The 26,253-nt window shown below is 45.9% G+C and carries 27 protein-coding genes; 19 read left to right on the top strand and 8 right to left on the bottom strand.

Translation table 11 applies throughout. The annotated features are described in order from the left end of the window. Positions 1-153 precede the first annotated feature (153 nt). The 7 genes from RIH33_RS14720 to tsf all read left to right on the top strand — a co-directional run bounded on the left by RIH33_RS14720 (position 154) and on the right by tsf (position 5,320). Entirely contained in the window at positions 154-840 is a 687-nt protein-coding gene (locus RIH33_RS14720) for a response regulator transcription factor (RefSeq protein ID WP_406652343.1), read from the top strand. 21 nt (positions 841-861) lie between these two features. Further along, complete coding sequence (locus tag RIH33_RS14725) at positions 862-1,950, top strand: sensor histidine kinase (RefSeq protein ID WP_406652344.1); 1,089 nt, start codon at positions 862-864, stop codon at positions 1,948-1,950. A gap of 4 nt (positions 1,951-1,954) precedes the next feature. Beyond that, on the top strand, positions 1,955-2,677 hold the full coding sequence (locus RIH33_RS14730; RefSeq protein WP_406652531.1) for an RluA family pseudouridine synthase: 723 nt from the start codon (positions 1,955-1,957) through the stop codon (positions 2,675-2,677). 100 nt (positions 2,678-2,777) lie between these two features. Continuing rightward, on the top strand, positions 2,778-3,221 hold the full coding sequence (rplM, locus tag RIH33_RS14735) for a 50S ribosomal protein L13 (protein WP_406652345.1): 444 nt from the start codon (positions 2,778-2,780) through the stop codon (positions 3,219-3,221). A gap of 8 nt (positions 3,222-3,229) precedes the next feature. Next, complete coding sequence (rpsI, locus tag RIH33_RS14740) at positions 3,230-3,616, top strand: 30S ribosomal protein S9 (RefSeq protein ID WP_159583396.1); 387 nt, start codon at positions 3,230-3,232, stop codon at positions 3,614-3,616. 9 nt (positions 3,617-3,625) lie between these two features. Beyond that, a complete protein-coding gene (gene rpsB / locus RIH33_RS14745; RefSeq protein WP_159583394.1) occupies positions 3,626-4,381 on the top strand; it encodes a 30S ribosomal protein S2 in 756 nt (251 codons plus the stop codon). A gap of 108 nt (positions 4,382-4,489) precedes the next feature. Next, positions 4,490-5,320, top strand: a complete 831-nt coding sequence (gene tsf / locus RIH33_RS14750) for a translation elongation factor Ts (protein ID WP_406652346.1) — start codon at positions 4,490-4,492, stop codon at positions 5,318-5,320. Between the two features lie 81 nt (positions 5,321-5,401). On the opposite strand, the gene RIH33_RS14755 is transcribed toward tsf, so the two are convergent. Beyond that, positions 5,402-5,884, bottom strand: coding sequence for a hypothetical protein (locus RIH33_RS14755; RefSeq protein WP_406652347.1), 483 nt, complete (start codon positions 5,882-5,884; stop codon positions 5,402-5,404). Positions 5,885-6,002: 118 nt separating this feature from the next. Continuing rightward, positions 6,003-6,965: a zinc dependent phospholipase C family protein gene (locus RIH33_RS14760; protein WP_406652349.1), complete on the bottom strand. Its 963-nt coding sequence runs from the start codon at positions 6,963-6,965 to the stop codon at positions 6,003-6,005. A 126-nt stretch (positions 6,966-7,091) separates the two neighbouring features. Between RIH33_RS14760 and rpsT the strand changes: the two genes are divergently transcribed. The 11 genes from rpsT to RIH33_RS14815 all read left to right on the top strand — a co-directional run bounded on the left by rpsT (position 7,092) and on the right by RIH33_RS14815 (position 17,829). After that, a complete protein-coding gene (rpsT, locus tag RIH33_RS14765; protein ID WP_406652350.1) occupies positions 7,092-7,343 on the top strand; it encodes a 30S ribosomal protein S20 in 252 nt (83 codons plus the stop codon). A gap of 93 nt (positions 7,344-7,436) precedes the next feature. Continuing rightward, positions 7,437-8,141 (top strand): DNA repair protein RadC, encoded by a 705-nt coding sequence (gene radC / locus RIH33_RS14770; protein ID WP_406652352.1) that lies wholly within the window; start codon positions 7,437-7,439, stop codon positions 8,139-8,141. 12 nt (positions 8,142-8,153) lie between these two features. Beyond that, positions 8,154-8,762, top strand: coding sequence for a DUF1684 domain-containing protein (locus RIH33_RS14775; RefSeq protein ID WP_406652353.1), 609 nt, complete (start codon positions 8,154-8,156; stop codon positions 8,760-8,762). Positions 8,763-8,897: 135 nt separating this feature from the next. Continuing rightward, on the top strand, positions 8,898-11,303 hold the full coding sequence (gene pheT / locus RIH33_RS14780) for a phenylalanine--tRNA ligase subunit beta (protein WP_406652355.1): 2,406 nt from the start codon (positions 8,898-8,900) through the stop codon (positions 11,301-11,303). Further along, on the top strand, positions 11,304-11,603 hold the full coding sequence (locus RIH33_RS14785; RefSeq protein ID WP_406652356.1) for a hypothetical protein: 300 nt from the start codon (positions 11,304-11,306) through the stop codon (positions 11,601-11,603). A gap of 7 nt (positions 11,604-11,610) precedes the next feature. After that, entirely contained in the window at positions 11,611-11,895 is a 285-nt protein-coding gene (locus tag RIH33_RS14790) for a cell division protein ZapA (protein ID WP_159583376.1), read from the top strand. Between the two features lie 82 nt (positions 11,896-11,977). Further along, positions 11,978-13,537, top strand: a complete 1,560-nt coding sequence (gene rny, locus RIH33_RS14795) for a ribonuclease Y (RefSeq protein WP_406652357.1) — start codon at positions 11,978-11,980, stop codon at positions 13,535-13,537. Positions 13,538-13,681: 144 nt separating this feature from the next. Beyond that, the gene (locus tag RIH33_RS14800; RefSeq protein WP_406652359.1) at positions 13,682-14,434 is read left to right on the top strand and encodes an MBL fold metallo-hydrolase; all 753 of its coding nucleotides are present in this window, start codon (positions 13,682-13,684) and stop codon (positions 14,432-14,434) included. A gap of 129 nt (positions 14,435-14,563) precedes the next feature. Next, a complete protein-coding gene (locus tag RIH33_RS14805) occupies positions 14,564-15,127 on the top strand; it encodes a hypothetical protein (RefSeq protein WP_406652360.1) in 564 nt (187 codons plus the stop codon). Between the two features lie 50 nt (positions 15,128-15,177). Continuing rightward, positions 15,178-17,535, top strand: a complete 2,358-nt coding sequence (locus RIH33_RS14810; protein WP_406652362.1) for a GH116 family glycosyl hydrolase — start codon at positions 15,178-15,180, stop codon at positions 17,533-17,535. A gap of 147 nt (positions 17,536-17,682) precedes the next feature. Then, a complete protein-coding gene (locus tag RIH33_RS14815) occupies positions 17,683-17,829 on the top strand; it encodes a lmo0937 family membrane protein (RefSeq protein ID WP_406652363.1) in 147 nt (48 codons plus the stop codon). Between the two features lie 82 nt (positions 17,830-17,911). On the opposite strand, the gene RIH33_RS14820 is transcribed toward RIH33_RS14815, so the two are convergent. The 3 genes from RIH33_RS14820 to RIH33_RS14830 form a co-directional block, all read right to left on the bottom strand. Beyond that, a complete protein-coding gene (locus tag RIH33_RS14820; RefSeq protein WP_406652364.1) occupies positions 17,912-18,805 on the bottom strand; it encodes a hypothetical protein in 894 nt (297 codons plus the stop codon). Positions 18,806-18,883: 78 nt separating this feature from the next. Continuing rightward, positions 18,884-20,284 carry an ATP-binding protein gene (locus RIH33_RS14825; RefSeq protein ID WP_406652365.1) on the bottom strand — a complete coding sequence of 467 codons (1,401 nt, stop codon included), beginning with the start codon at positions 20,282-20,284 and terminating at the stop codon, positions 18,884-18,886. Then, positions 20,271-20,951, bottom strand: coding sequence for a response regulator transcription factor (locus RIH33_RS14830; protein WP_406652366.1), 681 nt, complete (start codon positions 20,949-20,951; stop codon positions 20,271-20,273). Before RIH33_RS14830 ends, RIH33_RS14825 begins: the two co-directional genes overlap by 14 nt. Positions 20,952-21,060: 109 nt before the next feature. Here RIH33_RS14830 and RIH33_RS14835 point away from each other — a divergent pair, with 109 nt between their 5' ends. Continuing rightward, positions 21,061-21,933 carry a DMT family transporter gene (locus RIH33_RS14835; protein WP_406652367.1) on the top strand — a complete coding sequence of 291 codons (873 nt, stop codon included), beginning with the start codon at positions 21,061-21,063 and terminating at the stop codon, positions 21,931-21,933. Here the strand turns inward: RIH33_RS14835 and RIH33_RS14840 are convergent, their stop codons facing one another. The 3 genes from RIH33_RS14840 to RIH33_RS14850 all read right to left on the bottom strand — a co-directional run bounded on the left by RIH33_RS14840 (position 21,934) and on the right by RIH33_RS14850 (position 25,991). Continuing rightward, on the bottom strand, positions 21,934-22,518 hold the full coding sequence (locus tag RIH33_RS14840; protein ID WP_406652369.1) for a hypothetical protein: 585 nt from the start codon (positions 22,516-22,518) through the stop codon (positions 21,934-21,936). It abuts the gene before it with no gap. A gap of 65 nt (positions 22,519-22,583) precedes the next feature. Further along, positions 22,584-23,252 (bottom strand): DUF2461 domain-containing protein, encoded by a 669-nt coding sequence (locus RIH33_RS14845; RefSeq protein ID WP_406652371.1) that lies wholly within the window; start codon positions 23,250-23,252, stop codon positions 22,584-22,586. Between the two features lie 117 nt (positions 23,253-23,369). Then, complete coding sequence (locus RIH33_RS14850) at positions 23,370-25,991, bottom strand: fibronectin type III domain-containing protein (protein WP_406652372.1); 2,622 nt, start codon at positions 25,989-25,991, stop codon at positions 23,370-23,372. Positions 25,992-26,253: the final 262 nt, after the last annotated feature.

The raw sequence follows: 26,253 nt of genomic DNA on the forward strand, positions 1-26,253 counted from the left end.
GTTACCTTATTACTCATAAAACCGATTTGTCTTTAATTTTGAATAATATCGAATGTCTTTGCTGGTATTCACCACTTCCTGATGATGCGGCTAAGACGAGTTAATTTTTTATCAATAAACTGTTAAGATTTCTTTAACTCAAACCATAAACTCATGGCTAAGCATGCCCAAAAAATTTTGGTCGTAGATGATGAAGCGGACATTCTTGAATTATTAAAATATAACCTTATAAAAGAGGGCTATGATGTCAAAATAGCTCTGGACGGGATCAAAGGTGTGGATATTGCCAAATCATTTGTTCCAGATCTCATCATCCTGGACATTATGATGCCGAAGCAAGACGGAGTGGAAACCTGTCGTCAGATTAGAGAAATCCCGGAGCTGGCCAATGCCTTTGTGATTTTCCTTACGGCCCGATCGGAGGAGTATAGCGAAGTGGCTGCTTTTGACATGGGTGCCGATGACTACATTACCAAGCCTATCAAGCCTCGCGCTTTGGTCAGCAGAATCAATGCCCTTTTCAGAAGGGAATCGAAAAAGAAAAAAGAATCCAATCAGATTTCTATCGACAACCTGATCGTAGACCGAACCAGCTACACGGTTTTTGTAGGGGAAGAAAAGGTAAGCCTTCCCAAAAAAGAATTTGAACTCCTGTACTTTCTCGCTCAGAATCCGGGCAAGGTCTTTAGCAGAGATGAACTCCTGCAGAACATCTGGGGCACAGATGTGTATGTATTGGCCCGAACAGTGGATGTGCACATTCGGAAAGTGCGAGAAAAAATAGGTGACGGCTACATCTCCACTGTCAAAGGAGTAGGCTACAAGTTTGACACCAATTAATAGAACTGACTCAGTACATCGATGATTATCAACTCCCGTGGACTGGCCCTCATGCTTGGTTTCGTGATCTCCATGATTGCGACGGCCTTCCTGGCTCTGGTCCCCTCTGTGCTCACCACTGCGCTGGTTATTGGCTTTGGTATCACCTTTTGTGCTTCTTACATTCTCATCAGACTGGTGCTGGAGTTTCTCTTCTTCAGACACATCAACGACATCAATGAGGCACTGGAGAACTTCCAGGATCAGGAGTTGTCAAACATCACCAAACCCACCAAGACGCTTTCGCTCAATCCTCTGAAAAGAATCAACAAAGATATTTTCAGCTATGCGGAGAAAAAGCAGCAGGAAATACTGGAGCTCAAACGCATGGAAGTGTTTCGCCGGGAATTCATTGCAGACGTTTCTCATGAACTGAAAACCCCCATTTTCGCCGCTCAGGGGTTTGTGCATACCCTGCTGGATGGCGCCGTGGAAGACAAAAAGGTTCGGGGGAAATTTCTCAAGAAAGCCGCCAAAAGCCTGGATGGACTGGACATCCTGGTGCAGGACCTGCTCACCATCTCTCAGATGGAAACCGGAGAGATCAAAATGCACGTGGAGAATTTTGACATAGTGGCCCTTACCCGCGAAGTACTGGACCAACTGGAAGATAAAGCTGAAAAACAAAAAATAGACATACAGATAGAGGACCCCTCGGCCAAACATTTTGTGAAAGGTGACTACCGGCGAATCTATCAGGTACTCATCAACCTCATGTCGAACGCCATCAAGTACACCAAGAAAAAAGGCACAGTCAGAATCAGGTTCCTTGAAAAAGATAATTATGTCATTACCTCCGTGGTAGACAATGGCAGGGGAATTCCTCAGGAAGACCTCAAAAGAATATTTGAGCGATTCTATCGGGTAGAAAAGAGCCGTTCAAAAGAAAAAGGCGGAACGGGACTCGGACTGGCCATTGTCAAGCACATCATGGAAGGCCATGGATCCACCGTGGAGGTGAAGAGTGAAGTGAAAAAAGGATCTACTTTTAGTTTTAAATTGAAAAAAGGTAAGCCAGTTGCGCATAGATTTGTGGAGGAAGACGAAGAGGACGAAGAAGACTATGCATAAATACCTGAAAGGGATCACACTCAATGACCTGATTATTTTTGAAAATGACCATTACCTGGTCATCAACAAACCTCCGTATATCTCCACACTGGATGACAGAAACGATCCTGTTGACATATTAAAACTGGCTAAAGAGCACCATGCCGATGCTCAGGTCTGCCATCGACTGGATAAAGAAACCTCCGGAGCACTGGTCATTGCCAAGCATCAGGAAGCCTACCGGCATTTTGCCATCATGCTGGAAAGGCGCCAGGTGAAGAAGGTCTATCATGCCGTGGTAGGAGGCATTCATGAGTTTGACAATGTTTCCGCAGACCAGCCCATTTACTCCACCAACAGCAAGTCTCGGGTAGATTTCAGAGAAGGAAAACCCTCGCTCACCCTCATCAGTACGCTCGAAACCTTCAAATATCATACGTTGGTAAAATGTTTTCCGGTATCCGGTCGCCTCCACCAGATCCGTGTACACCTGGCTTTTCACAAAGCACCGATCAGCTGCGATCCTGTGTACGGTGGAGACTATATTTACCTCTCCAACATCAAGAAAAATTTCAACCTTTCCCGCCATACCGACGAGGAAAAGCCCATTTTACCTCGCGTAGCCCTTCATGCACACAACATTGCCTTTTATGATTTTGACACTAATGAAGAACGAACAATCGAGGTAGAAGCGCCTTACCCGAAGGATTTTGGCGTTTTAATCAAGCAGCTGCGTAAATACCTGTGATTTAATTCATTACCATCTTTTGTTTTTCAAGAATTAAACTTCTATTTTTGTGTCCCTTTTCCAGGGGAGAACCATTAAGTTCATTTAAACGAATAAAAAATTGGATACTTTAAGCTATAAAACGGTATCGTTAAACAGTGCTACAGTAGAAAAGAATTGGGTCATCGTAGACGCAGATTCAAAAGTGTTGGGTAGAGTGTCCAGCGAAGTAGCTAAAATCATTAGAGGAAAGAACAAAGCCAGTTACACTCCGCACGTGGATTGTGGTGACAATGTCATCGTGATCAATGCAGACAAAGTAAGACTGACAGGTAAAAAGTGGAATGACAAACAGTACGTTCGTCACACAGGATTTCCTGGTGGGCAGCGTTTTGAAACTCCCCTTGAAGTGAAGGCTAAATCTTCAACCCTTTTAGTAGAAAGAGCTGTTAAAGGCATGCTTCCTAAAAACAGACTTGGAAGTAAGCTCTTTAAAAATTTATACGTGTATGCAGGTGCGGATCACCCTCATGCAGCACAACAACCAAAAGAAGTAAAACTTTAAAAACCTAGATGGAAATCACTAACACCATTGGAAGAAGGAAGACCTCTGTAGCTAGAATCTACCTACAGAGCGGTAAAGGTGCTATCACTGTGAACAACAAGGATATCGCCACCTACTTTCCCTCTGAAATTTTACAGACCATCGTAAAGCAGCCTCTAGTGACGCTGCAACTCGACGGCAACTATGATATCAACGTGAATGTTGATGGAGGCGGACCAAAAGGTCAGGCTGAAGCGGTAAGACTTGCTATCTCCAGAGCACTGGTAGAGCTAGACGAAGAAAACAAACCAGCTTTGAAAAAAGAAGGTTTTATGACTCGTGACCCTCGAATGGTAGAGCGTAAGAAATACGGTAGAAGGAAAGCAAGAAGAAGATTCCAATTCAGTAAACGTTAAGATATCATTATGCAAAAGCTAGAATACAAAGACTTATTGGATGCTGGTGTTCATTTTGGTCACCTTACACGTAAGTGGAATCCACAAATGGCGCCTTACATCTTCATGGAGAAGAATGGCATCCACATCATAGATCTCAATAAAACCCTGACCTGCATGGATCAGGCAGCACACGCCTTACAGTCAGTCGTAAGATCAGGCCGCAAGGTAATGTTTGTTGCTACCAAAAAGCAGGCTAAAGAGGTGGTAGAAACTGCCGCTCAGAAATTGGGCATGCCTTACGTAACCGAAAGATGGTTGGGTGGTATGTTGACCAACTTCGCAACAATCAGAAAGTCATTGAAGAAAATGGCTGGTATCGACAAGTTGATGAAAGACGAGTCTTACCTCAACCTTGCGAAGAGAGAGCGATTGATGATCAGCCGCGAAAAAGAAAAACTGGAAAGAGTACTAGGTGGTATAGCAGACCTTAACAGACTTCCCGCTGCACTTTTCGTGATCGACATCAAAAGAGAGCACATTGCTGTAGCGGAAGCTCAGAAGCTTAACATTCCTGTATTTGCTTTGGTAGATACAAACTCTGACCCCACGCAGGTAGATTTCCCGATCCCGGGTAATGACGATGCCTGGAAGTCAATTAACCTGATCACTAACTACATCACTCAGTCTCTGGAAGAAGGTTTGGCTGAGCGTAAGAAGGACAAGGAAGATCAAAAACTACAGGAAGAGGAAGAAGCTAAGAAGAAAGTAGACGAAGAGGCATAAGCTTCCTCATGAAATAATCATTTCAAAAATTGAACATTGCTCCGATTCCTTTCGGACGGTGTTCAATTTTTGTTAATAAGCATTGCTAAAAATTAAAAGAAGACAAGAATGGCTATTACTGCGCAAGACGTAAACAAACTAAGACAAATGACTGGTGCCGGCATGATGGATTGCAAAAAGGCACTCGTAGAAGCAGATGGTGATTTTGAAAAAGCGATAGAGCTACTCAGAAAAAAAGGTCAGAAAGTATCTGCTAACAGAGCAGACAGAGAGACCACTGAAGGTATAGTGGTGACCAGAACCAACGAAGACAACACCAAAGGTGTGGTGCTTGCACTCACTTGCGAAACTGACTTTGTGGCTAAAAATGACGACTTTGTAGCCCTGGCTAATCTGGCTGCTGACCTGGCATTTGAAAATGCTCCCGCAGACGTGGAAGCCCTGTTGGCCTTGAGCGCAGGCAATATCACTCTCGGTGATAAAATCATTGAAGCTACTGGTAAAATCGGAGAAAAAATAGATGTTAAATTCTACGAAACCCTCACTGGTGAAGCTGTAGTACCTTACATCCACTCCAATGGTAAACTTGCCGTAGTGGTCGTATTGAAAAATGTAAACGGCGCTGACGTAGAGGAAGCTGGTAAAGATGTGGCTATGCAAATTGCTGCTATGAACCCTGTGGCTGTTGACAAAGACGGAGTAGATCCTAAAGTCATCGAGCAGGAAATCGAAATCGGCAAAGAGCAAGCCAGACAAGAAGGTAAGCCTGAGGCCATCATCGAAAAAATTGCTGAAGGTAAGCTTCAGAAATTCTTCAAAGAAAACACACTTCTGAGCCAGTCTTTCGTGAAAGACAACTCTCTTACCATCGCTTCTTACCTGAATGGTGTGAGCAAAGGTCTGACCGTATCAGAATTCAAAAGAATCTCTATCGGGTAATCATTATAACCCGATTGCTACAAAAAAGCCTCATGATTTCGATCATGAGGCTTTTTTATTTCTGGTTGAGCCTATTCATCTTTAGTCTGCCTTGCTAATGAGGTTAAAATCTATGGGCACCATGTTCTGATCAAAATATAACTGCTCATCCCCCTTCTCTTTACTCTTTATTTTCATTTCGTAGCCCACGGAATTGTCCTGCTTAAACTTGGTCACCTTCTCAAACCTGGTCACCTTGTACTTTTCATAGTGATCATCAAGATGATAAACCAGAGAGACTGGTATATTATTGGTTACATCCACACGTTCCTCTATTCGTTTGCCCCGGGAATCATAAACTACAGATACATCCAAAGACTCAAAAACAAATGATACCGTGTAGGTATCCTCTCCCAGATTGATCCACTGTTTGGTTTCACTTTTTGGATAGTAGTGGAAGTGCCACTTCAGGATATCAAAGGAAATATCCGACTCATTGACCAGTTGTGCGTGAGTATTTGTGAATGAAATGATAACGAAGAAAAAAACACCTATTGCAAATTTGATAAAACCACCTCTTCTCATAATACAATTATTTAGAAGTATTTTAATGTAATGTTAAAATACTCAAAATATCGCAATAACACCAAGAAGTCTTCGATGCATTTGGCTAATCATCAGATAAGTACCGGATTTGAAGCGTCTACGAACCTATCTCTTCTCCACTCTCGTGATTGCGCAGCTTGATCTGCTCTCTGGCGGGTGCAATTTCCTCCTCTCCCATAGGTACATTGATCAGCAGATCAAGATCAGGCTGCCCTCCATCTACCCAGGCGGTAAACCAAAAGTCCCCCACCATTTTGATGGCCCGCTTCATTTGACGCTCCACCATTCCATTGAGCATTTCATTATAGTCACGTGAAAACTCATAGGAATAAACCCTGACGGTGGTTGCGCCTCGCTCTTCATAGCTGTATTTCTTGTCCTCCGGATACCTGAGGGTCAGGAGCTTTTCGAACCTCAGTACCGAATCCAAAGCCAGGTGTGAACTTTCCACTGCCTTCCAGGCCTCCAGTTGGGTGTTTTTGATGTACTCTGCTTTCCCTGTAAACAAATCATAACGTTCAAAGAACACCTCCGGCAGCCGCGATTCCCAGAACCCGTGAATACCCAGCTGGCCGGTAAGCTGCCCATTGTAGTTCTCAGTGGTATGCAAAGGCACATGGGCGTCTCCGATATAATGTCCCAGGTCCACCGAATATCTCAAAATCCTATCCGCATCTCTATTGAGAAATGCCTGTGTCAGCTGGTATTTCACGAGATTGATGTGCCAGGGGACAATCCCATAGGCCTGCAGCGTGTCTTCAGTATACATTGCCACGGCATCATTCCAGTAACGTGGCATTTTATACAAGGCACTGTCGCCATATACATCCAGGTCTATATAGTGTCTGGCAGCTTCCTCCTTCATGATGTATCTGCGCTTGTCCGGATTAATCGCCTTCTCAGTGAGGTATTGTATGTGATACTTATAAAAGCCCATCATTTCTATGGGTAGCGTAAACACCGCCACCCGATTGATTTTCTGATGGGAGAAAAACCCCCAACTACTGGAGACTATCGCCCCCAGTACCACTATAAGATAAAGTTTGTGTGCTCCTTTCATCGCAAAATGAAATTAGTCATTTTTTTCGTGGGTTTTTTAAGGCGAACATTATGAAATGTATTTGTTTTTTTTACCAATTGCTCTATCTTTGCATCCCTTAAACAAGGATAGGAGAATAAAAAGCTTATGGCAAATCATAAATCCGCATTAAAGAGAATACGATCAAACGAGGCAAAGAGACTCAGAAATCGTTATCAGCATAAAACTACAAGAACCTTCATCAAAAGGTTGAGAGACGCTACAGACAAAACCGAAGCTCAGAAGCTTTTGGGTGAAGTGCTGGGCATGGTAGATAAACTTGCTAAGAATAACATCATTCATAACAACAAGGCGGCTAACCTTAAGTCAAGCTTAACTAAAAGAGTTAACGCGCTTTAAGACTTAGTTCGTCCTCTTCAGGATATTCACACCCTGTTCGCATGGCGAATAGGGTTTTTTATTATCTTCAGTGCTGTAAAATACTGGCAGGTAATGGAAAAATCCGATCATACTTATCTGGCTATCCATCAGTGGGCCGAAGAAGACCGCCCACGGGAAAAGCTACTCCTCAAAGGAAAAGCAAGTCTATCTGAAGCTGAGCTCATCGGCATTCTGCTTGGCTCGGGTACCAAAACGCTCAGCGCTGTAGATCTCGCCAAGCAAATCCTCAGTTCGGTTCATAACGACCTTCATGCTCTCGCCAAACTCTCTGTCACCGATCTCATCCGATTCAGGGGCATTGGAGAAGCTAAGGCCATCACCATTGTGAGCGCGCTGGAGCTTGGCCGAAGAAGAAAGGAATCTGAACCCCGCAAGACCCTCCGAATCACCTCTTCCAATGAGGCCTATGAATATATGAAGCCCGAGCTTACGGATCTGCCTCATGAGGAATTTTGGATCATCCTGCTCCGACGAAACAATTCGGTCATTGGGAAAGAACAAATCAGTGTCGGTGGAGTCTCAGGCACTGCGGTAGACCCCAAAGTTATTTTCAAAAAAGCATTGGATGTCATGGCCAGTGGCCTCATTCTCATACACAATCATCCTTCCGGCAATGTCCAACCCAGCGAAGCAGATAAAATACTCACCCGCAAAGTGAAATCAGCCGGTCAGCTCCTGGACATTCCTGTATACGATCACCTCATTTTCACAGATCACACCTATTTTAGCTTTTCGGATGAATCTATAATGCCTTAGTGCTTTATCAACATGAAAAAACTCCTTTTTATCCTGGTCCCGGTAGCAGCTGTTGTGATCATCTTTTATTCACTCTCAGGGAATTCAGATGAGGCTTATATCAGCAAAGTGGCCGATACGCGCGCGGAGCGAGTACGCTTTCTGAAATCTTCAGATCAATCCCCTTTCAAGCAATTTGATCTCAAATACGAACCACTCAATTTTTACACCATCGATCCCTCATTTAAAGTACGCGCCAACCTGGAAAGACTCCAGTCACCCACCAGAGTGATGATACAAAGCAGTGATGGTTCCTCAGCGCCCTATTCCAAATTTGCTTACGCTACTTTCAAACTCCGCGGCCAGTCCCTTAAGCTGCTCATTCTCAAGCCCGCCGGCTTTGGAGCCCTCCCCAACACCTACTTTACAGCCTTTGCAGATGAGACCAGTGGAGAAGGCACCTATGGCGGCGGCCGCTACCTGGATCTACAGATCGGCAAATCGGATAACATAGAGATTGATTTTAACCTGGCCTATAATCCTTACTGCGCCTATGTCAGTGACTACTCCTGCCCACTACCCCCTGCAGAGAATGTACTGCCCCTTCGCATAGAAGCTGGCGAAAAAGATTATAACCATTGATTTGATAGGGCATTAGACTTCACTTTCCTATTTTTGCCGGTTACATATCAGAGGGATCCTGTTCACTATAAAAGATGGTGTAATCCCCTCGGATAACCCGGTTAAAACAGATTTAAAAAATACACTTACATCAGGATGAAGATTTCCTACAATTGGCTCAAGGACTACATAACACTTTCAGAATCACCAGAAGAAATCAGCTCTGCCCTCACCCAAACCGGGCTGGAAGTGGAAGGCGTAGAACATGTGGAGAAAATCCCGGGTGGATTTGAAGGGCTGGTTATCGGAGAAGTTGTTGAATGTCGGCCTCACCCTGATGCAGACAAACTTCAGCTCACCAAAGTGGATGTGGGCACCGGAGCACTCCTGCCCATCGTCTGTGGTGCTCCTAATGTCAAACAAGGCCTCAAAGTAATCGTGGCAACTGTAGGCACAACCATCTATCCTACAAGTGGTGAGCCGTTCAAAATCAAAAAGGCCAAAATCAGAGGAGAAGTCTCAGAGGGCATGCTCTGCGCCGAGGATGAAATCGGTCTGGGCACAAGTCATGATGGCCTATTGATACTGGAAACTGAAAAACCGAACGGCACCCCACTAATCGAAATTTTCGAATCGGGGTCTGACTATGTTTTTGAAATCGGTCTTACACCTAATCGTGGAGACGCTACCTCTCACCTGGGTGCCGCCCGGGACCTCAAAGCATTTTTCAAACGGCCGATGGACTCACTTCAGTCCAGAAATCTAAAAACTGAAATCGATCGGCCCATTGAGGTGAAAGTGGAGAATTATGAGGCTTGTCCGAGGTACTCAGGCCTCACCATTCGGGGCATCAAAATAGGACCTTCACCTGACTGGCTGCAGTGGAGACTAAAAGCTGTTGGCTTATCTCCTATCAACAATGTGGTGGACATCACCAACTATGTGATGATGAGCCTGGGTCAGCCCATGCATGCCTTTGACGCAGACGAAATTGCTGGCAATAAAATCACCGTAAAAACTTTACCATCAGGTACCAAATTCACCACGCTGGATGAGGTGGAGCGTGAGCTAAATGAGAAAGATCTCATGATCTGCAATGATCAATCGGGTATGTGCATTGCCGGAGTGTTTGGGGGAACCCGTTCTGGTGTGAAAGACAACACCACCAGTATTTTCCTGGAAAGTGCTCACTTCTCGGCAGATTGGGTGCGAGGTACGGCCATGAGACACGGGCTATCTACAGATGCTTCCTTCCGGTTCGAAAGGGGCTCCGATCCGGAGATGACCATCCCGGCGCTGCAAATGGCCTCAGAGCTCATTCTGGAGCTCGCTGGGGGACACCTGGCATCAGAAGTGGTAGACCTTTACCCAAACCCTATACTACCGGTTAGGATTCCTACCACCTTTCAAAATTTTCATCGGCTCATTGGCATCACGTTGCCCAATGATCAGATCATCGAAATTCTTAATCTGCTGGACATCCAGACCGAAGCTGTAGATGAAACCACTTTCACGGCCATCGTGCCCCCTTACAGGAGTGAGGTGACCCGCGAAGCAGACCTGGTAGAAGAAGTCCTCAGGATTTATGGGTTCAATAACATTCCACTGGAAGAAACCCTGTCCGCGGGATACTTATCTTCATTCAGCGAAAAAGAACCTTACAAGCTTCAGGAAGATCTTTCTACCTATCTGGCCGGAAAGGGCTTTTCGGAAATACAAACCAACTCGCTCACCAACCCAAAATACTATAAAGACCTGGGCCTTGGTGGTGAGCCGGTAGAGATTCTGAATAAATCAAGCGAAGACCTGGGGTACATGAAAACCTCGCTCCTTTATACCGCCCTTGAGTCCGTCAGACACAACATCAACAGGAAAACGAAAAACCTGAATCTTTTCGAATTTGGGAAAACTTACTCCCGGAAAAACGAAAAGTACAAAGAAGATCAGCTGCTGGCTTTTTATATGAGTGGCGACTCTCACGAGGAAAGTTGGTTAGAAAGTGCCCGGAAAATCGGATTTCACGACCTCTCTAAAGTCGTTTTCTCATCCTTAAGACACTTGAAAGTCATCGGATACACTACCGAACCTACGGAAGACCCGGCCCTGGAGTATGGACTGGAGGTAAAGCTGAATAATAAAGTGATCGGAAAATTAGGGATGCTAAAAACCAAGGTTACCCGTTACTACGACATTAAGCAGGAAGTATTCTACGCTGAGTTTTTGTGGAAGGATCTGGTGAAAGCGGCTAAGGTGGAAACTTCATTTGAAGAAATTTCAAAATACCCTGAGGTACGCAGAGATCTTTCATTGGTACTGGATAAAAAGGTATCTTACAATGAGATTCGGGATTTAGCTTTCAAGTCTGAGAAAAAATTGCTAAATCGAATTAATGTCTTTAGTGTGTATGAAGGGGACAAACTGGAAGCAGGTAAAAAATCATACGCATTGAGTTTCTTTATTCAGGACAAAACTAAAACACTCACAGATAAGGGTATTGATAAGGTCATGAATGGCCTGATCAGCACATTTGAAAATGAAGTAGGAGCAATTATCAGAAAGTAAATGGGCAACGAAACACTAAGAACTGAAATCAACAATCTGGAACGAAAGGTTAAACTTTTACTTAGTGAACACACACAGCTTAAAGTAGAGCTCCAAAAAGTAAGCAATGAGAACCGACAGTTGAAAGCTCAGGCTTCACAACAAGAAGCCAATCTTGCAAACTTTCAAAATCAAATGAAAATTAGTAAAATTGTAGAAAGCATGGTAGTCGGCGATAGCGATGCGAACGAGGTGAAGGATGTGCTTGACGACTATATTAAGGAGATAGATAAATGCATTGCTCATTTGGGTGAAGCTTAAATACCTGATGGCAGAATTATCAATAAAGCTAAAAATAGGAAACCGGGAGTACCCCATGAGGGTAAAGGCCGAGGATGAGGAACGTATCAGACGGGCCGGTAAGATGTTAAATGAAAAAATAAAATCTTATCGCAATCAGTTTGGTATAGAAGACAACCAAGACCTGCTCGCCATGGTGGCATTTGATTGCCTGGTAGACAAAATGAAAAACGAAGAGACTATAGAATCTACGGACGAAGTAGCACTTGACCAATTACGAAACATTAGCCAATTGATAGCAAACGCTATTTAAACCCCTCCATAATACAGTCCACACCCCATTCCCGGCCCTCCCCGACAGGCCATGTATGTGAAATACATACTTAAATTGATCGATGGATATATTATACATTTTGATTGCTCTGGGGGGAATACTCCTGGGGTTTGTCATAGACCGGGTCATACTCAAACGGTCTATCACCAAGAAGCTAAAAAGTGCTGAAGACCAGAAAAAACTGATCCTGAAAGAAGCCGAGGTAAATGCCGAAAGCATTAAAAAGGATAAAGTACTGGAGGCCAAGGAAAAATTCCTTAAACTCAAAACCGAATTTGAAGAAGAGGCCAACCGTAAAAAGAACCTTCTCATCACCAACGAAAACAAGCTGAAGCAGCGGGAGTCTTCCATCTCTAAGCAGATGGAACAAAACAAACGTGTGGAAGCAGAATTGGAATCTGCCAAAGAAAATCTGCAGGCTCAGCTGGAGATCGTAAGAAAGCGAAAAGACGAATACGAGAAGCTAAAAAATCAGCAGGTTTCGATCCTGGAGAAAGTATCTAACCTCACCGCAGAAGAAGCCAAAGCCCAGCTGATCCAGACCCTCAAGGATGAGGCCCGCACGGACGCTTCGGCCCACATCAAAGAGATCATGGAGGAAGCCAATATGTCGGCCACCAAAGAAGCCAAAAAGATAGTCCTTCAGACGATTCAGCGCACAGCCACAGAGCACGCCATCGAAAACTGTGTTTCTGTCTTCAACATTGAAAGTGACGACATCAAAGGAAAAATTATTGGTAGAGAGGGTAGAAACATCCGGGCACTGGAAGCTGCCACCGGAGTGGAGATTATCGTAGACGATACGCCGGAAGCCATCATTATCTCAGGTTTCGATCCTGTAAGAAGAGAAATTGCCAGGCTGTCGCTTCACAGACTGGTGCAGGATGGCAGAATCCACCCTGCGCGAATTGAAGAGATTGTGAGTAAGACTACCAAAAACATTGACGAGGAGATAGTGGAGATCGGTGAGCGCACGGTCATTGACCTGGGCATTCACGGGCTGCACCCTGAGCTGATCAAGCTGGTGGGCAGAATGAGGTTCCGCTCATCTTACGGACAAAACCTGCTGCAGCACTCCCGAGAGGTGGCTAACCTTTGTGCTACGCTTGCCTCTGAGCTGGGGATCAACCCCAAGCAGGCCAAACGTGCCGGACTTTTGCATGACATTGGCAAGGTATGGCCAGACGAACCAGAAAAGCCTCACGCCATTATAGGTATGGAGCTCGCACAGAAATACAAAGAATCTCCGGACATCTGCAATGCCATCGGGGCGCACCACGATGAAATAGAAATGACCACTATGATCTCGCCCATTGTGCAGGCCTGTGATGCCATCTCTGGCAGTAGACCTGGCGCCCGTCGTGAAATCATGGAACAGTATCTCAAGCGCTTAAAAGAACTGGAGGAAGTTGCGCTGAGCTTTGAGGGTGTAAACAAATGCTACGCCATTCAGGCAGGCCGTGAGCTCCGTGTACTGGTGGATGCAGAAAATGTGACTGATCAGCGTGCAGGAGAATTGTCCTTTAATATTTCGCAGAAGATAGAAAAAGACATGCAGTACCCAGGTCAGATCAAGGTGACCGTGATTCGGGAAACCCGGGCTGTGGCATTCGCCAAGTAGTAAACCGCTTTTTAAAATAATTAAAAAAAGTCCCGGATTAGTTCGGGACTTTTTCTATTTTCAGTCCTTTCCAACTAAACTCACCGCCATATGAAATTCCTAATTGATAGGGATAAAATCGTTATGCTGAACAAAACCTAAATCATGAAAGCGTTACTCCCTGTCCTCCTCCTACTGGCTTCAATGGCTGGAAATACACAACCACCTGCGCCAGATTATATCCCTGCCAATCACACCAGCATAAAAATACAGCCCATCCTGCACGGCACACTGATGCTGGAATGGAACGGTGAAGTGATCTACTCAGACCCTTACGGCGGGGCATCGAGGTTTCAGAACTTACCAGCGCCCTCCATGATTCTCATTACAGATATTCACGGAGATCACCTCAACCCTGAAACCCTCCTGGCGATCGATACTGAGAGCGCCACCTTTGTGGTACCACAGGCCGTGGCGGATCAGCTACCCGAAGAAATTACCTCCAAAGTCATTGTAATGAAGAATGGTGAAAGTAGGAAAGTTAATGACATACTCATCATGGCAGTGCCTATGTATAACCTGCCGGAAAGTGAAGACTCCCGTCACACCAGGGGCAGAGGAAATGGATATGTCCTTCATCTGGGTGGTAAAAACATTTACATCTCGGGAGACACAGAAGACATTACCGAAATGAGGGCACTAAAGGATATTGATGTGGCTTTCGTTTGTATGAACCTCCCCTATACAATGGACATAGATCAGGCTGCGAGTGCTGTACTGGAGTTCAGGCCAGCTGTGGTCTATCCGTTTCATTACCGTGGCCAGGGAGGTCTCAATGACATAGAAGGATTCAAGCAGCTGGTGAACAAAGGAAGCGACCAGATAGATGTCAGGCTCCGAAATTGGTACTCCGAATAAGGAAAATGCAATTATTTCATAACAACGAGCACTTCAGATTATGACCGCTTTATGCTTCGGTGAAGTTGCGGTAACATCCTTTGATGTGTGAGAAGTCAAGACTTCCTTTGACCTCCCAACCATCTAGTTATGAAATACACTTTAGTGCTATTCCTTTGTAGTGCTCACCTGGCCTCAATGGCCCAAACCTTCAATGCCAACGCCGCCACCTCAGGTGTGATTAGAACCTCTGAGGGCAAGTACGAGGGAATCATTGACATCAACCCCGCATCCAATCAGGTGCTCTGCCGAAGCGATGAAAAAACCCAGATATTCAGTGCCCAGCAAATCAAAGAGGTGAGGTATACCGGAACCGAAGGCAAAGAAACCCATTACAAAGGTTACGAGTTGGATGGAGAAGCTCACCTTTTTGAGGTGCTCTCTGATGGCAAAATCACCCTTCTCTTTAAGCCCGGGATTGTCAAAGATGACTATTCCAAAAGCACCTACCCGCCGTTTTTCACGGTGGGAAAAAAGAAGGAGCTCATCCCGCTCGAAAGAAAAAAAGACCTGATTGCGGCCTTCGGTGGAGACTCCCGGTGGATGGAGCAATTCATCAAAAATAACCAACTGGATCTGGATCAGAAAGAGGGTGTCTACCGGGCTTTCAGCTATTATAATCAGACTTTTGAAGCGACCAATCCAAGCCCTTGAATCACTTTTGCAGGAAATCTGCTATCTTCATTTTCCAAAAAATGAAATGAATGAAGCCTATTTTCTTAATCCCCTTGATTCTTGTTCTCGCCGGTTGCACCCCACAGTCTCCTTCAGAGTCATTTGACACATTGCTGTCTAACCTCCCGGCCAAAGTAGGAAAAACGGAGTATTTGAATACCCCTTACGTTACCGCAGGTGATCGGCTTTACGCTGTGGGCCATCAGGATGGGAGTTTTCCAGATCTGGGCTGGCACGTCACAGGGGAAATGGGAGGTATTTGGGATCATCCCATCAAACTAATGGATGGGTTCGTGCTGGGGATCAGTACCGGGACGGTTTACCACTGCCTCAACAACGCTGAGGAATTCATCAATTTTCCGATGGCCAATCAGCATAAGTTTTACCCGGCTGAGTCCATAACTGTCACACGTACCCAGTTCGTACCCGACCAAAAGGAAGGAATGATCATTGAATACATTCTGGAAAACACTGGAGATGAAGCATTGAATCTAAAAGTAGATTTCACTGGCATGGTAGACCTGAGACCGGTATGGCTCTCAGAAAGGATCAATCAGGAAGATGGAAAGGATTTGGCTGATTTTGACCAGCTCACTGGCACCTGGTCTGCCCGGGACTCGCTCAACTCCTGGCACACAGTCTTTGGGACCGATCAACCCATTTCTGCCTGGCAGCAGCCAGCATCTCAGTGTAGCGATAGCCGCAAGGGCAACGGAATTGATCTACTGATTCAAAGTGAAATCGCACTCCAACCACGTGAGCAAAAGGTGGTGCGGTATTTCATAGCAGGGTCATATAGCTCACAGGAGCAGGCGCTGGAAACCTACGAGGAAATTCAACAGGCTAACACCCTTCTTAAACAAAAAATAGCCCGGTACGAAGCCATTGCCAATACTGCCAAACTCGCCATTCCTGATCAGGAAATCCAGGAGATGTACACCTGGACCAAATACAATACCGATTGGCTTATGAGGGATGTAGCTGGTCAAGGTCGCGGGCTTTCTGCCGGCATCCCCGACTACCCCTGGTGGTTTGGCACGGACAATACCTATGCCCTCCAGGGACTGCTGGCCACCGGCGCTCATGAAGAAGTCAAAGCCACCATTGAGCTCATCCTACAGCTCTCTGAAAAGGTCAACGACAATGGGAGAATCATGCATGAAGCTTCCACCAACGGGGTAGTTTTCAATCCGGGAAACCTCAACACGACACCCTATTTTATCCATTTACTGTGGCAATACTATCAGTGGACCGGAGATACGGACATGCTCCGAAAGACCTACCCCACGGTGCAAAAGGGGCTGGAGTGGTTGGAGCAGGAAGATAAAGACGGCAACGGATACCCGGATGGTGCTGGTATGATGGAAATCCATGGTTTGCACTCCGAAATGATCGATGTGGTGGTGTACACCCAGGCCGCTTACGCAGCAGCCTCTAAAATGGCCCATACCCTGGGTGATAGTTCCGCGAGCGAGTCCTATCAGCAGCAAGCGGAGTATCTGTCCAGAAAGATCAACGAAGAATGGTGGGTACCCTCCGCCGGCTCGTTTGCCGACTTTCGGGCCACCCGGGTGGAAACCCTCCAGCTCATAGACGCTGCCATTGTGCGGGCAGACACCATCCAAAAGCCCTGGGCCGCGGAGGAACTGAAAAAACTCAAAGTGCAGGTGGGCAGACTCAGGGACAATCGGGTGCAAAGCCAGGTAGTGCATCACAACTGGGTGGTAAACACGCCCATGGAGCTCGGTATCGCGGATGCCGATAAGGCGGAGTTGGCTCTGGAAACTGCCAGAAAATACACCAATCCCTTTGGGATGTACGTGACCGGCATAGACAGGGACGAAAGCCAGGGTAAGGCCTCCAAGTGGAAATCGTTTAGCTATGTAGGCGCCGTGATGACCCTCCCTACCGGTGTGCAAGCCATCAGCGAAGCCCGGTATGGCCATGCTGATGCTTCATTGGAGTACCTGAAAAAATTAGCCAATGGGTTTGGCTATGCACTGCCGGGTTCTATGTATGAGGTAAGCCCGGACTATGGCATGATCGTGCAGGCCTGGAACATCTACGCTGTTGCCACGCCGATAGTGTCCTATTATTTTGGCGTGAAACCTGAGGCAGACAAAAAATTGGTCACCTTTGAACCCAATTTCCCATCTGGGTGGGATGATGTGAAGCTGGAAAACATAAAAGTGGGAAACAACCTGATCTCCTTCGAAAAATCAAAATCCGGATTTGTCATCACCCAAACTCAATCGGATTGGAAGATCATTCTGTCGTCACCTGAGCTGAAAAAGTCACCATCCATCAACGGGCAGCCATCTCAGCTTTCTTCCACCGTTCTTGAGTTGACAGGACTCAGAAATGAAATCACTTTTGGCAATCTGTAAAACCACATGCGTGCCCCATATTGAGAAAGATCCCCTCATTTTGAAATGATCACTCCATACCAAAACCCTCCTCAGACCAAATAGATACCACCTATCGATTCTGGAAAGGCTTTTGTAAGCTCATAATACAAACAAACAACATCAATTATGAGATCTTTGCTATATCTAATTGCAGTCATCCTGGTGATCGGATGGTTACTCGGGTTCTTTGTATACAGTCTGGGCGGTCTGATTCACACGCTGCTGATCATCGCGTTAATTTCACTCATTTTGGGAGTGATCAAGCGTGCATGACAGCAAATGACATAAAAAAGGGCCGTCAACCAACTGACGGCCCCTCAACCTTTCACCTAACCTTAACTCAAACTTCTTATTACTATTTCAACCTGATCTGGCTGCTGCCTACAAAGGTGCTGTCAGAGAAGATATCGATCATGTATACGCCACCGGCCAGTTTCTGCTCGGGTTTGTATGTGAGTACCACACGCTTCTTATTGCTTTTGTCTGAAATGCTGCTGAAAGTATCATTGATACTGGCCATCACTTCTGAATCACTGAATTCAAAATCCTCTTTAACTGAATAGGTAATGGTCTTTGAATTGTTGCTGGCTACTGTGTTACCATCTGGTGAGGTAATCTTGAACGAAAGCTTTTCGGTCATCTCCGTGGGCACATCAAAGCCCAGCAATATTTCCTTAGTCCTTTTTGAGTTCACGGTGAGTTTGTTTCGCTTCTTGTGAGCTTCCACACCATAATTCTCGGAAATAAGTTGGGACAACACTGTGTTTCTGGTCACCAGATCCTCATGAGTTTCCTCCATCATCGCGATGGTACTCTTGAGGTTCCCGTTTTCCTTCTGCAAGGCCACCAGTTGCTCACTTTGTCTGGCTATTTCCTCATTTAGTTTGTTTCTGATAGCCTGAAGGTCCGCCAGCTGCTTTTTATAGTCGGCGGTAGCGGATTCACCTTTTCGCGTGTGATTTCTCAGCTCACTCTCCTTCTGCTGTAACTGAGTCTCCAGGGTTGATAATTTTTTATCTAAATCCGCACTTTTCCCTTTGTATCCAACAATCTCACCTTTCAACTTCTCTATTTCTTTCGAAAGCGCAAGCTTTTCAGAAAGCATCTTCTCCGTTTTTACTTTCTCAGATGTCAGTTCATCTTCAGCAAGGTTTTTTAGAGAGAAAAAATAAACAGCAACACTACATGCAAGGACGAACAAGAGGGTCACTATCACTGCAGTAACGCTCTCTTTAGATTTTGTAATCATGGGTTTAATATTTTTCTTGGTTTAGGAGAGAAAACGAGGCAGGGATTAAGCCCTCCTAAGGAGGAGATTAAAAAAGGATTAAAATCCAATGTACTCGAAAGAAATGCTCACCTGCGTTCCCTCGCCGATGCGTGACTCCAGGGAAAATGTGCCCTGGTGCAACTCCACGATCTTTTTGGACAGGTTCAGGCCTATTCCACTTCCGGAAAATCCTGATGTGTTTTTTCCCCTATAAAAGGGCTGACCGATCTCCGGAAGATCCTCAGGTGCGATTCCCACCCCCCTGTCCTCAACCCTCAGACATAATCCAACTGCACCAAGTGCCACCAACACCCGTACATCTTTACCCTGAGAATATTTACAGGCATTTTCAAGCAAGTTTTGGAGGACACTCCTTATCAGCTGCTCGTTCCCCATGATGGTGAAAAACTGCTCATCATCTATGTCGGAAGAAAAATCCACAAGGATATTGTTCTGAAAGTGTCTGGAGATCTCACTGATGGCCTGCCACAGTATAGAATCCACTCTGATGGGCTCAAAGGTCTCTCTGAATGCATCTACACGAGCCAGCAGCAGCAACTTACCAGCCAGTGCAGAAAGTTCCTGGATGTCGTCCCGCACCGACTGTAAAGTGCCCTTGTAATGCTCCGCCTCCCTGTCTTTGAGCAAGGCCACATCTACTTGTGATAGCACGCTGGTCATGGGTGTCCTCAATTCATGAGAGGCATTGGTAATGAAACTTTTCTGGCTCTCAAAGGCACTTTGTAGCCGATCAAGCATTCGGTTGAAGGTGATCCCCAAAGTGGCAATTTCATCCTTTCCATTGCCTTCGGAAACTCGCCTACTGAGGTTGCTGATTCCAATCTGATTGACCTCCGCCACTACTTCAGAGATGGGGCGCAGGGCATTTCCGGCGTACACCCTGGCGGCCATGGCAATGACGACAAGGGAAATAAAAAATACCGTAAGCAGGATATTCCGAAGGTTATCCAATTTTCTGAAACCGTACACATCCTGGCCAGCAGCCACCACCACAAACCGCTCATACTGATCTGTGTACAGCAGTCCCAGCACTTCCACCTCTCCCTGCCTCCAGCGGTATTCCCCTTCAATGCGAATGTCGTTGAACCGTTCCTCATCCATGCGTATGGAATCCTGAGTGTCTGTGCTAAAAATCTCCGCATTGTTATAGTCGTAGATCGTGATGCGCTCCCCTGGAAGCTTGATCGGATTGGCATCTTCTATCTTCCGGAGGAGCGAGGCGTCTACCTCCTCTACTTCTATGAGCAGTTTGGCAGCTGTACTCGCTCTGGTATGCAGGCGCTGGTAAAACTCATCGTGTCGAAACTGGGCTGATGAATAATAAATTGACAATGAAGCCAGCACCCAAAGCAAGCCGAAAATCAACACAAACCTCAGTACGAGTGTGTCCTTGATATTGATGGCCGGGGAGCGGAATTTAAGCCTAAGAGAGGTCATCCAGAAAATAGCCCATGCCTACCCGGGTATGGATCAGTTTGGTTTCAAATTGTTTGTCAATCTTCTTGCGCAAAATGTTCACATAAACATCCACCACATTGGTGCCTGGATCAAAGTCCAGGTCCCACACTTTCTCAGTGATCTCCATTCTGGAGAGCACCTTCCCCTTATTTCTCATGAGAAACTCGAGCAGCGCGTACTCCTTTGCCGTAAGGTCTATATTCACGCCCGCCCTGATGGCGGTCTTCCGCTCCATATCCAGCAAAAGGTCTCCGATTTTTATACGCTCCTTTCCAGTATAGGGTAGATTCCGCTTCAAAATGGCACGTATCCTTGCCAGAAGCTCTCTGAAATCAAACGGTTTCACCATGTAATCATCCGCACCAGATTCCAGCCCCTCCACTTTGTCATCTGTGGTGCCCAAGGCCGTGAGCATGATGATTTTCACCGTAGCATTTTGCGTCCGGATCTCCCGACAAATGTCAAATCCGTTCTTCCCGGGGAGAATCGCATCCACCAGTACCATGTCAAATTCTTTTTGGCCGAAAAGCCTCAGCCCCACATTTCCATCATAGGCTATGTCCGCAGCAAAACCCTGCTCCTCCAGTCCCATTTTCAGGTGGTTGGCGACCTTCACTTCGTCTTCAATGATCAGTATCTGCATCATGCTGATGCTGAGAACGGAAATAGAACAGATTGGTTGATCCGGTCAATTAAATACCCGAAAACACACGCTTACAACAGCTAAAAGCGATAATCAATTACCTTTGGCGCGCATGAATCATCAACTCGCTCACTTTCTCCAGCTCGGTCTGGCTATTTTTATCATGTCCAGCTCCGGTACTCTGGGCAGGTATATTGAACTTCCCCCACCTGTCACCATCTGGATGCGATGTATAATAGGAGCGGTAGCGCTGTTTATCGTTTTGAAAGCAGGAAAATTTGACCTGCGCATAGGCAACCGCAAAAACTTTTGGCTCCTTTTTGGTAGCGCCCTGCTCCTGGCTGCTCACTGGATATCGTATTTCTATTCGTTAAAACTCTCGACGGTAGCCGTAGGTATGCTTTCACTTTTTACCTATCCTGTGATCACTGCATTTCTGGAGCCGCTTATTCTAAAAACCAGATTTCAAAAAAGCAGCCTGGCATTTGGGATGCTGGCCTTCGTGGGTGTGGCATTGCTGGCACCAGAGTTAAGTTTTGAAAATGACTACACGTTAGGTATAGCCATCGGGATCTTTTCGGCTCTTACTTACTCTATACGAAACATATTGATGAAAAAACGTGTGGCCGAGCAATCCGGTATTACCCTGATGTTTTACCAGCTCCTGTTTATCACACTGCTCATTTGGCCAGGGCTATTCCTTTTTGAATTTGAGCCGGCACAGGTTTCCATTAACTGGGAGGCCTTACTCATCCTCGGGTTATTCACTACAGCCGCAGGTCATACCCTGCTTGTCCTGAGCTTCAAGCACTTCACCGTGAGTACCGTAAGTGTCATCAGCGCACTCACGCCTCTGTTAGGTACATTTTTGGGTTATCTTGTCCTGCATGAAATTCCCGCCGGCCGTACTTATATTGGAGGATCACTGATCTTTCTGACCGTAGTGGCTGAGAGTTTGAAATCCATTTTTCAAAATCGAAGGTGACTATTCACCCACCGTACCAGTGAACACCCGTACATTCGGGTTCAGCGGATTGCCTGAGGTTCGCCTGAACGATACCACTTGCCCCACATGCCAGAGGGCGTCGGCAATGGGACCATTGATCTGATTCCAAAAGGGGAAAATTGTTTGCTCCTCACCTCTCTGAAAAATCACCGGAAAGTCCTCGAGGTTTGCTTTCTCCCCTTTCAGGTTTTGGCTAGCCTCAGCGATATTTTCCAAAGTCCGGGTCCGCAGTTCTTCAAATGAAAGCGTGGTAACATCTTCCGGACTGTGAGCAATCATCCGGGTAGAATTAACCAGAATCAGTGTGAGCCCAAAAATATGCTCCAGCGTTTCACGAGTGGATCTGGCCTCTTCATTCGGACGAAAAGAAAGATCCTCTGCCCTGAGGCCGTCAGTGGCCCAATAGTATCGAAAACCCAATCCATCCACCATCCGGGCAGCTACTGTCTCCGCCGTAAACTCAGCCGGATAATCAGGAATGTTTGCGTAAGAAGTCTCAACCTCCTGAGCAGAAACCGCGATCAGGAAAAGAACTGAGGATAGAAAGGTGAAAATGTATTTCATATGCTTTTTAGTAAAAAACGATTGGCTATGGGGCCCACCCTGGATATTTACTCAGCGGTAGGCGATCACACAATGGATTCCCCATTCAAATCAGTCGTGAGAATTTCACTCATATAATTCAGATAGGGCCTCATAGCTCTGAATGAATCGTTTAAGATCTGGGAGAAATCAGTGGACAATACCTCAGCATCGGTGAAATAATGCTCCACCACAAACTGCTTCTGCCGAATGAGCGCAATGGCCGGATCATCAATAGAAAACCCTTTGGGTGAGGTCTTAACTGAAGCTCCTTTCAATCCACCGAAATACTGTTTGAAGTCTTCCTGATTGAGCACCTCCCACAATGGTTCTGGGTCCTGACTGATTTGCTTTCGGATGTGTAGCAAGTCGGCCGCATTCGGGCCGAAGAAACCGCCGGCCACAAAGGATCTTCCCGGAGCAATCTCAAAATAATATCCTCCCCTCAGAAGTGCCGTGGCCCTCCGAAAACTCCCGGCCCAATAATCCTTATAGGGCGTCTTATCTTTGGAGAAACGCACATCCCTGTAAATCCTATACACCCGACCTCCGGCTAATAAATCGTGCTCATTCATGAGTACTTCAACCTCCCTTGCCAGAGCCTTTACTTCCTCATGGAAAGTGTCATACTCGTGCTTATGGTCAGCAAACCACTCCCTGTTATTGTGGAGCCTCAACTCATTAAGAAACCTGAAGTTGGCTTTGGATATGGGCATTTTGATTTGTTTTTATTCTTTGCTCCCCCGAAGATATCCAAAAAACCATCAGTCCATAAAAAAGAAAGCCGACTCAAACGATTGAGTCGGCTTTCTGCTATAGTATTGAAAGAAGTATTATCTCTTAATCAGTTTCTGGACTTCATTTAATCCATTGCCATCGTTCACTCTGACAAAATAGAGTCCCTTCTCCAACGAGCTTACGTCCACATCAAGCTTCGTCACGCCTTCTAATCCGCTCCACGCTTTTTTGAGAACCACTCTGCCCTGAACATCATGGATGACCATTTGTACCTGGGCATTTTCATCCACATCCACCATCAGAGCTATTCGGTCGATAGTAGGATTTGGATACATATTGAAGCCATCAATGTCCACGCCATTGTCCATATCAACCACTCTTCGCTCCATATCCAATGCTGCTATGGAATTACCGGCAGCCTTGGCACCACTACTGATCCCTGTTACAGTCACTCCATCAATATAGATCTGATCATTGTTGCCACTGGCGTCACACTGGAATCTTATCTGTGCATTACTCGGGAAAGTATAGTTAGAAGCATCCAATGTCACAGTAGCAACGTAAAAAGTGTTATTGTCAAAGTTGGTGCCACGTGCATAGCTAGCCACTGTGCTCCAGGAACTGCCATTGTAATACCGCACCCAGAAATCCTCACCATTCTCCATGCTATTGGCATAGAAATAAAACTCTATAGAAAGCTGGTCATATGCGCTTACATTGAGTGATCCGGAAGTCATAGCAGAAGCTGTACCCGAATTATCTCTTAGCTGGATACTATATGATCCTTCGTAAGATCTGGATCCTGAGTATCTGGCCACATCACTACCACCATCAGACCAGCCATCCCATCCTGACTCGAAATAACTTGTCAACAACACGTCAGATCCACCACCGCCCGCAGATAGGGTAGTTGCAGAAACCGTGCTTGCAGAAGACTCATTGCCTGCAGCATCTTTAGCTTTTACAGAAAGTGAATACGTAGTGGCAGATGATAATCCGGTAACGGAGTAGGAAGTACCAGCAGTGCTGCCATCCAAACTGCCATCTACAAATACATCATAACCAGTCACACCTACATTGTCCGATGAGGCACTCCAGCTCAAGTCCACTGAGGTTTGAGTTTCATTAGAAGCTGATAGAGACCCCGGGGCAGTTGGTGCCTCAGTATCAGGTGTAGGTCCACCGCCCTCTACACAGTAGCTGGTATTTTCAGAACTTGAGAAGTTTCCTCCTGAAGCAATCACCGTGCTATTGGCATCTGTCAGTGAATAAGAGCCGCTTCCATAGGAGCAGCAGATACCATCTCCATAGGAATCATTGATGGTAAATGAATAGCTGCCACTACCAAAGTCGAATACTTCTGTGATGGTTTGTCCACTTGTGCTGTATCCACTTCCTGAAGCCACTGTGGAGCCATCTTTGCTCAGTGTCCAGCTTGTTTCAGCGGGATAGTTATCCAATGTAAGTGAAAGTGTTACCGGTCCGGTGTTGCAATTGCTACCTGTGGTAGTTACCATCAAATTAGCAGAGTAGGCTCCGCTTCCGCTGGCACACTTAGATCTTACCTTAGTGGTGTAGGTAGTTCCGGGGGTGAGCCCTGTGATGGTAGTAGAAGTACCGGATGTGCTGGTCACGGTGCCGTCCACGCTCACGTCATATCCGGTAGCACCAGACACGCTGCTCCATGACAGTGTGAAACTATTGTCCCCAATGTTGGACGAAGACAAACCTGATGGCGCAGCTAATGTACATCCACCAGAAGATGTTCCCAGCGTTTCTCTGGCTCCTCCAGGTTCAAAAATAGCATCCATTCGAGCTTTCTGTCCGGCAGAAAACATGTACATGCAGGCATCGTCCACATAGTCCATATAGTTCATGAACATATCGCTGGTATATCCGCCATTGTTATTACATGACTTGGATGGGTAGCTTGGGCAACCGTAGTTGGCCCCACCTGCTGTAGGTGTATCTGCCACAAAGTCATCCGCGTTACAGTTGCCATCTCCCCAGATATGTCTCAGGTTCAGGTAATGCCCCACCTCGTGAGTCGCTGTTCTTCCCAGATCAAAAGGAGAGCTGAGGTAAAAATTCTCCCCGGCACCCTGTCGGTCGATGCTTCCGAAATACTGTGGTGAAATTACCACTCCATCTGTAGAGCTTGGACCGCCTGGAAACTGTGCGTAACCGAGGATTCCTCCACCGATATTACACACCCAAACGTTCAGGTATTCATCCGGACTCACTACATCCACTCCGCCCTGAGCAGATGATTTCATGGCATCATTGGTTCCCCAGGAAGTCTTAGAACTTGACTTTCTGGTGATCTGTGCCAAAGAAAATTCTATTTCGATGTCCGATGCCAATGGTGCAAACTCTGAAGGAGTAAGACTCACATCAGCATTCATTTTCCTGAAATCCTCAGTAAGCACATCAATCTGAGACTGGATCTGAGCATCAGAGATGTTCTGCTGTGAGGTGTTGTAAATAACATGCACGATCACCGGGATATTCAAAATTCCGGTTCGCTGATTGGCTTTAGCTCCCTTGGCCAGGAAGTTTCTGGTATGCTCTTCGACATTTTTTCGAAGCTCGAAGGTCTTCGGATTGGCATTTTGCCGATCAAAAACTTCATCTGAGGCACATAACCTCTGATTCTGGGCATTTACTGTAAACGCCATAAGCAGGACTGTACCCACTGTAAGTAATAGTTTTCGCATAATGAATTAGGTTTTAAATGTGAAAAACTCACAGTTTCTGATTTGCGAAAATCAGTCGCCGTGTCAACTTACTATGCTGGTTGGGTGGGTGCCGAAAGAGATTCGTCTGTCACAGATTGGTCACCTTCAAACGCGCCAAAGAAACAGAATTTACTTTCATAATACCAAAACTATCTCCCTGTTTCTGGCAATTTTTATATCGCTTGCAATATATCCTTACATTTTAGGTGGGGGAATATAAAATTTCCTTTGGAACGTTGAT

The sequence above is a fragment of the Marinoscillum sp. genome, from assembly GCF_040222955.1.
Classification (GTDB): Bacteria; Bacteroidota; Bacteroidia; order Cytophagales; family Cyclobacteriaceae; genus Marinoscillum.

Coding starts and splice junctions, on each gene's coding strand:
- RIH33_RS14720 (WP_406652343.1), top strand. CDS start 154: ATGGCTAAGCATGCCCAAAAAATTTTGGTCGTAGATGATGAAGCGGAC.
- RIH33_RS14725 (WP_406652344.1), top strand. CDS start 862: ATGATTATCAACTCCCGTGGACTGGCCCTCATGCTTGGTTTCGTGATC.
- rpsI (WP_159583396.1), top strand. CDS start 3,230: ATGGAAATCACTAACACCATTGGAAGAAGGAAGACCTCTGTAGCTAGA.
- rpsB (WP_159583394.1), top strand. CDS start 3,626: ATGCAAAAGCTAGAATACAAAGACTTATTGGATGCTGGTGTTCATTTT.
- tsf (WP_406652346.1), top strand. CDS start 4,490: ATGGCTATTACTGCGCAAGACGTAAACAAACTAAGACAAATGACTGGT.
- RIH33_RS14755 (WP_406652347.1), bottom strand. CDS start 5,884: ATGAGAAGAGGTGGTTTTATCAAATTTGCAATAGGTGTTTTTTTCTTC.
- RIH33_RS14760 (WP_406652349.1), bottom strand. CDS start 6,965: ATGAAAGGAGCACACAAACTTTATCTTATAGTGGTACTGGGGGCGATA.
- rpsT (WP_406652350.1), top strand. CDS start 7,092: ATGGCAAATCATAAATCCGCATTAAAGAGAATACGATCAAACGAGGCA.
- radC (WP_406652352.1), top strand. CDS start 7,437: ATGGAAAAATCCGATCATACTTATCTGGCTATCCATCAGTGGGCCGAA.
- RIH33_RS14775 (WP_406652353.1), top strand. CDS start 8,154: ATGAAAAAACTCCTTTTTATCCTGGTCCCGGTAGCAGCTGTTGTGATC.
- pheT (WP_406652355.1), top strand. CDS start 8,898: ATGAAGATTTCCTACAATTGGCTCAAGGACTACATAACACTTTCAGAA.
- RIH33_RS14785 (WP_406652356.1), top strand. CDS start 11,304: ATGGGCAACGAAACACTAAGAACTGAAATCAACAATCTGGAACGAAAG.
- RIH33_RS14790 (WP_159583376.1), top strand. CDS start 11,611: ATGGCAGAATTATCAATAAAGCTAAAAATAGGAAACCGGGAGTACCCC.
- rny (WP_406652357.1), top strand. CDS start 11,978: ATGGATATATTATACATTTTGATTGCTCTGGGGGGAATACTCCTGGGG.
- RIH33_RS14800 (WP_406652359.1), top strand. CDS start 13,682: ATGAAAGCGTTACTCCCTGTCCTCCTCCTACTGGCTTCAATGGCTGGA.
- RIH33_RS14805 (WP_406652360.1), top strand. CDS start 14,564: ATGAAATACACTTTAGTGCTATTCCTTTGTAGTGCTCACCTGGCCTCA.
- RIH33_RS14810 (WP_406652362.1), top strand. CDS start 15,178: ATGAAGCCTATTTTCTTAATCCCCTTGATTCTTGTTCTCGCCGGTTGC.
- RIH33_RS14815 (WP_406652363.1), top strand. CDS start 17,683: ATGAGATCTTTGCTATATCTAATTGCAGTCATCCTGGTGATCGGATGG.
- RIH33_RS14820 (WP_406652364.1), bottom strand. CDS start 18,805: ATGATTACAAAATCTAAAGAGAGCGTTACTGCAGTGATAGTGACCCTC.
- RIH33_RS14825 (WP_406652365.1), bottom strand. CDS start 20,284: ATGACCTCTCTTAGGCTTAAATTCCGCTCCCCGGCCATCAATATCAAG.
- RIH33_RS14830 (WP_406652366.1), bottom strand. CDS start 20,951: ATGATGCAGATACTGATCATTGAAGACGAAGTGAAGGTCGCCAACCAC.
- RIH33_RS14835 (WP_406652367.1), top strand. CDS start 21,061: ATGAATCATCAACTCGCTCACTTTCTCCAGCTCGGTCTGGCTATTTTT.
- RIH33_RS14840 (WP_406652369.1), bottom strand. CDS start 22,518: ATGAAATACATTTTCACCTTTCTATCCTCAGTTCTTTTCCTGATCGCG.
- RIH33_RS14845 (WP_406652371.1), bottom strand. CDS start 23,252: ATGCCCATATCCAAAGCCAACTTCAGGTTTCTTAATGAGTTGAGGCTC.
- RIH33_RS14850 (WP_406652372.1), bottom strand. CDS start 25,991: ATGCGAAAACTATTACTTACAGTGGGTACAGTCCTGCTTATGGCGTTT.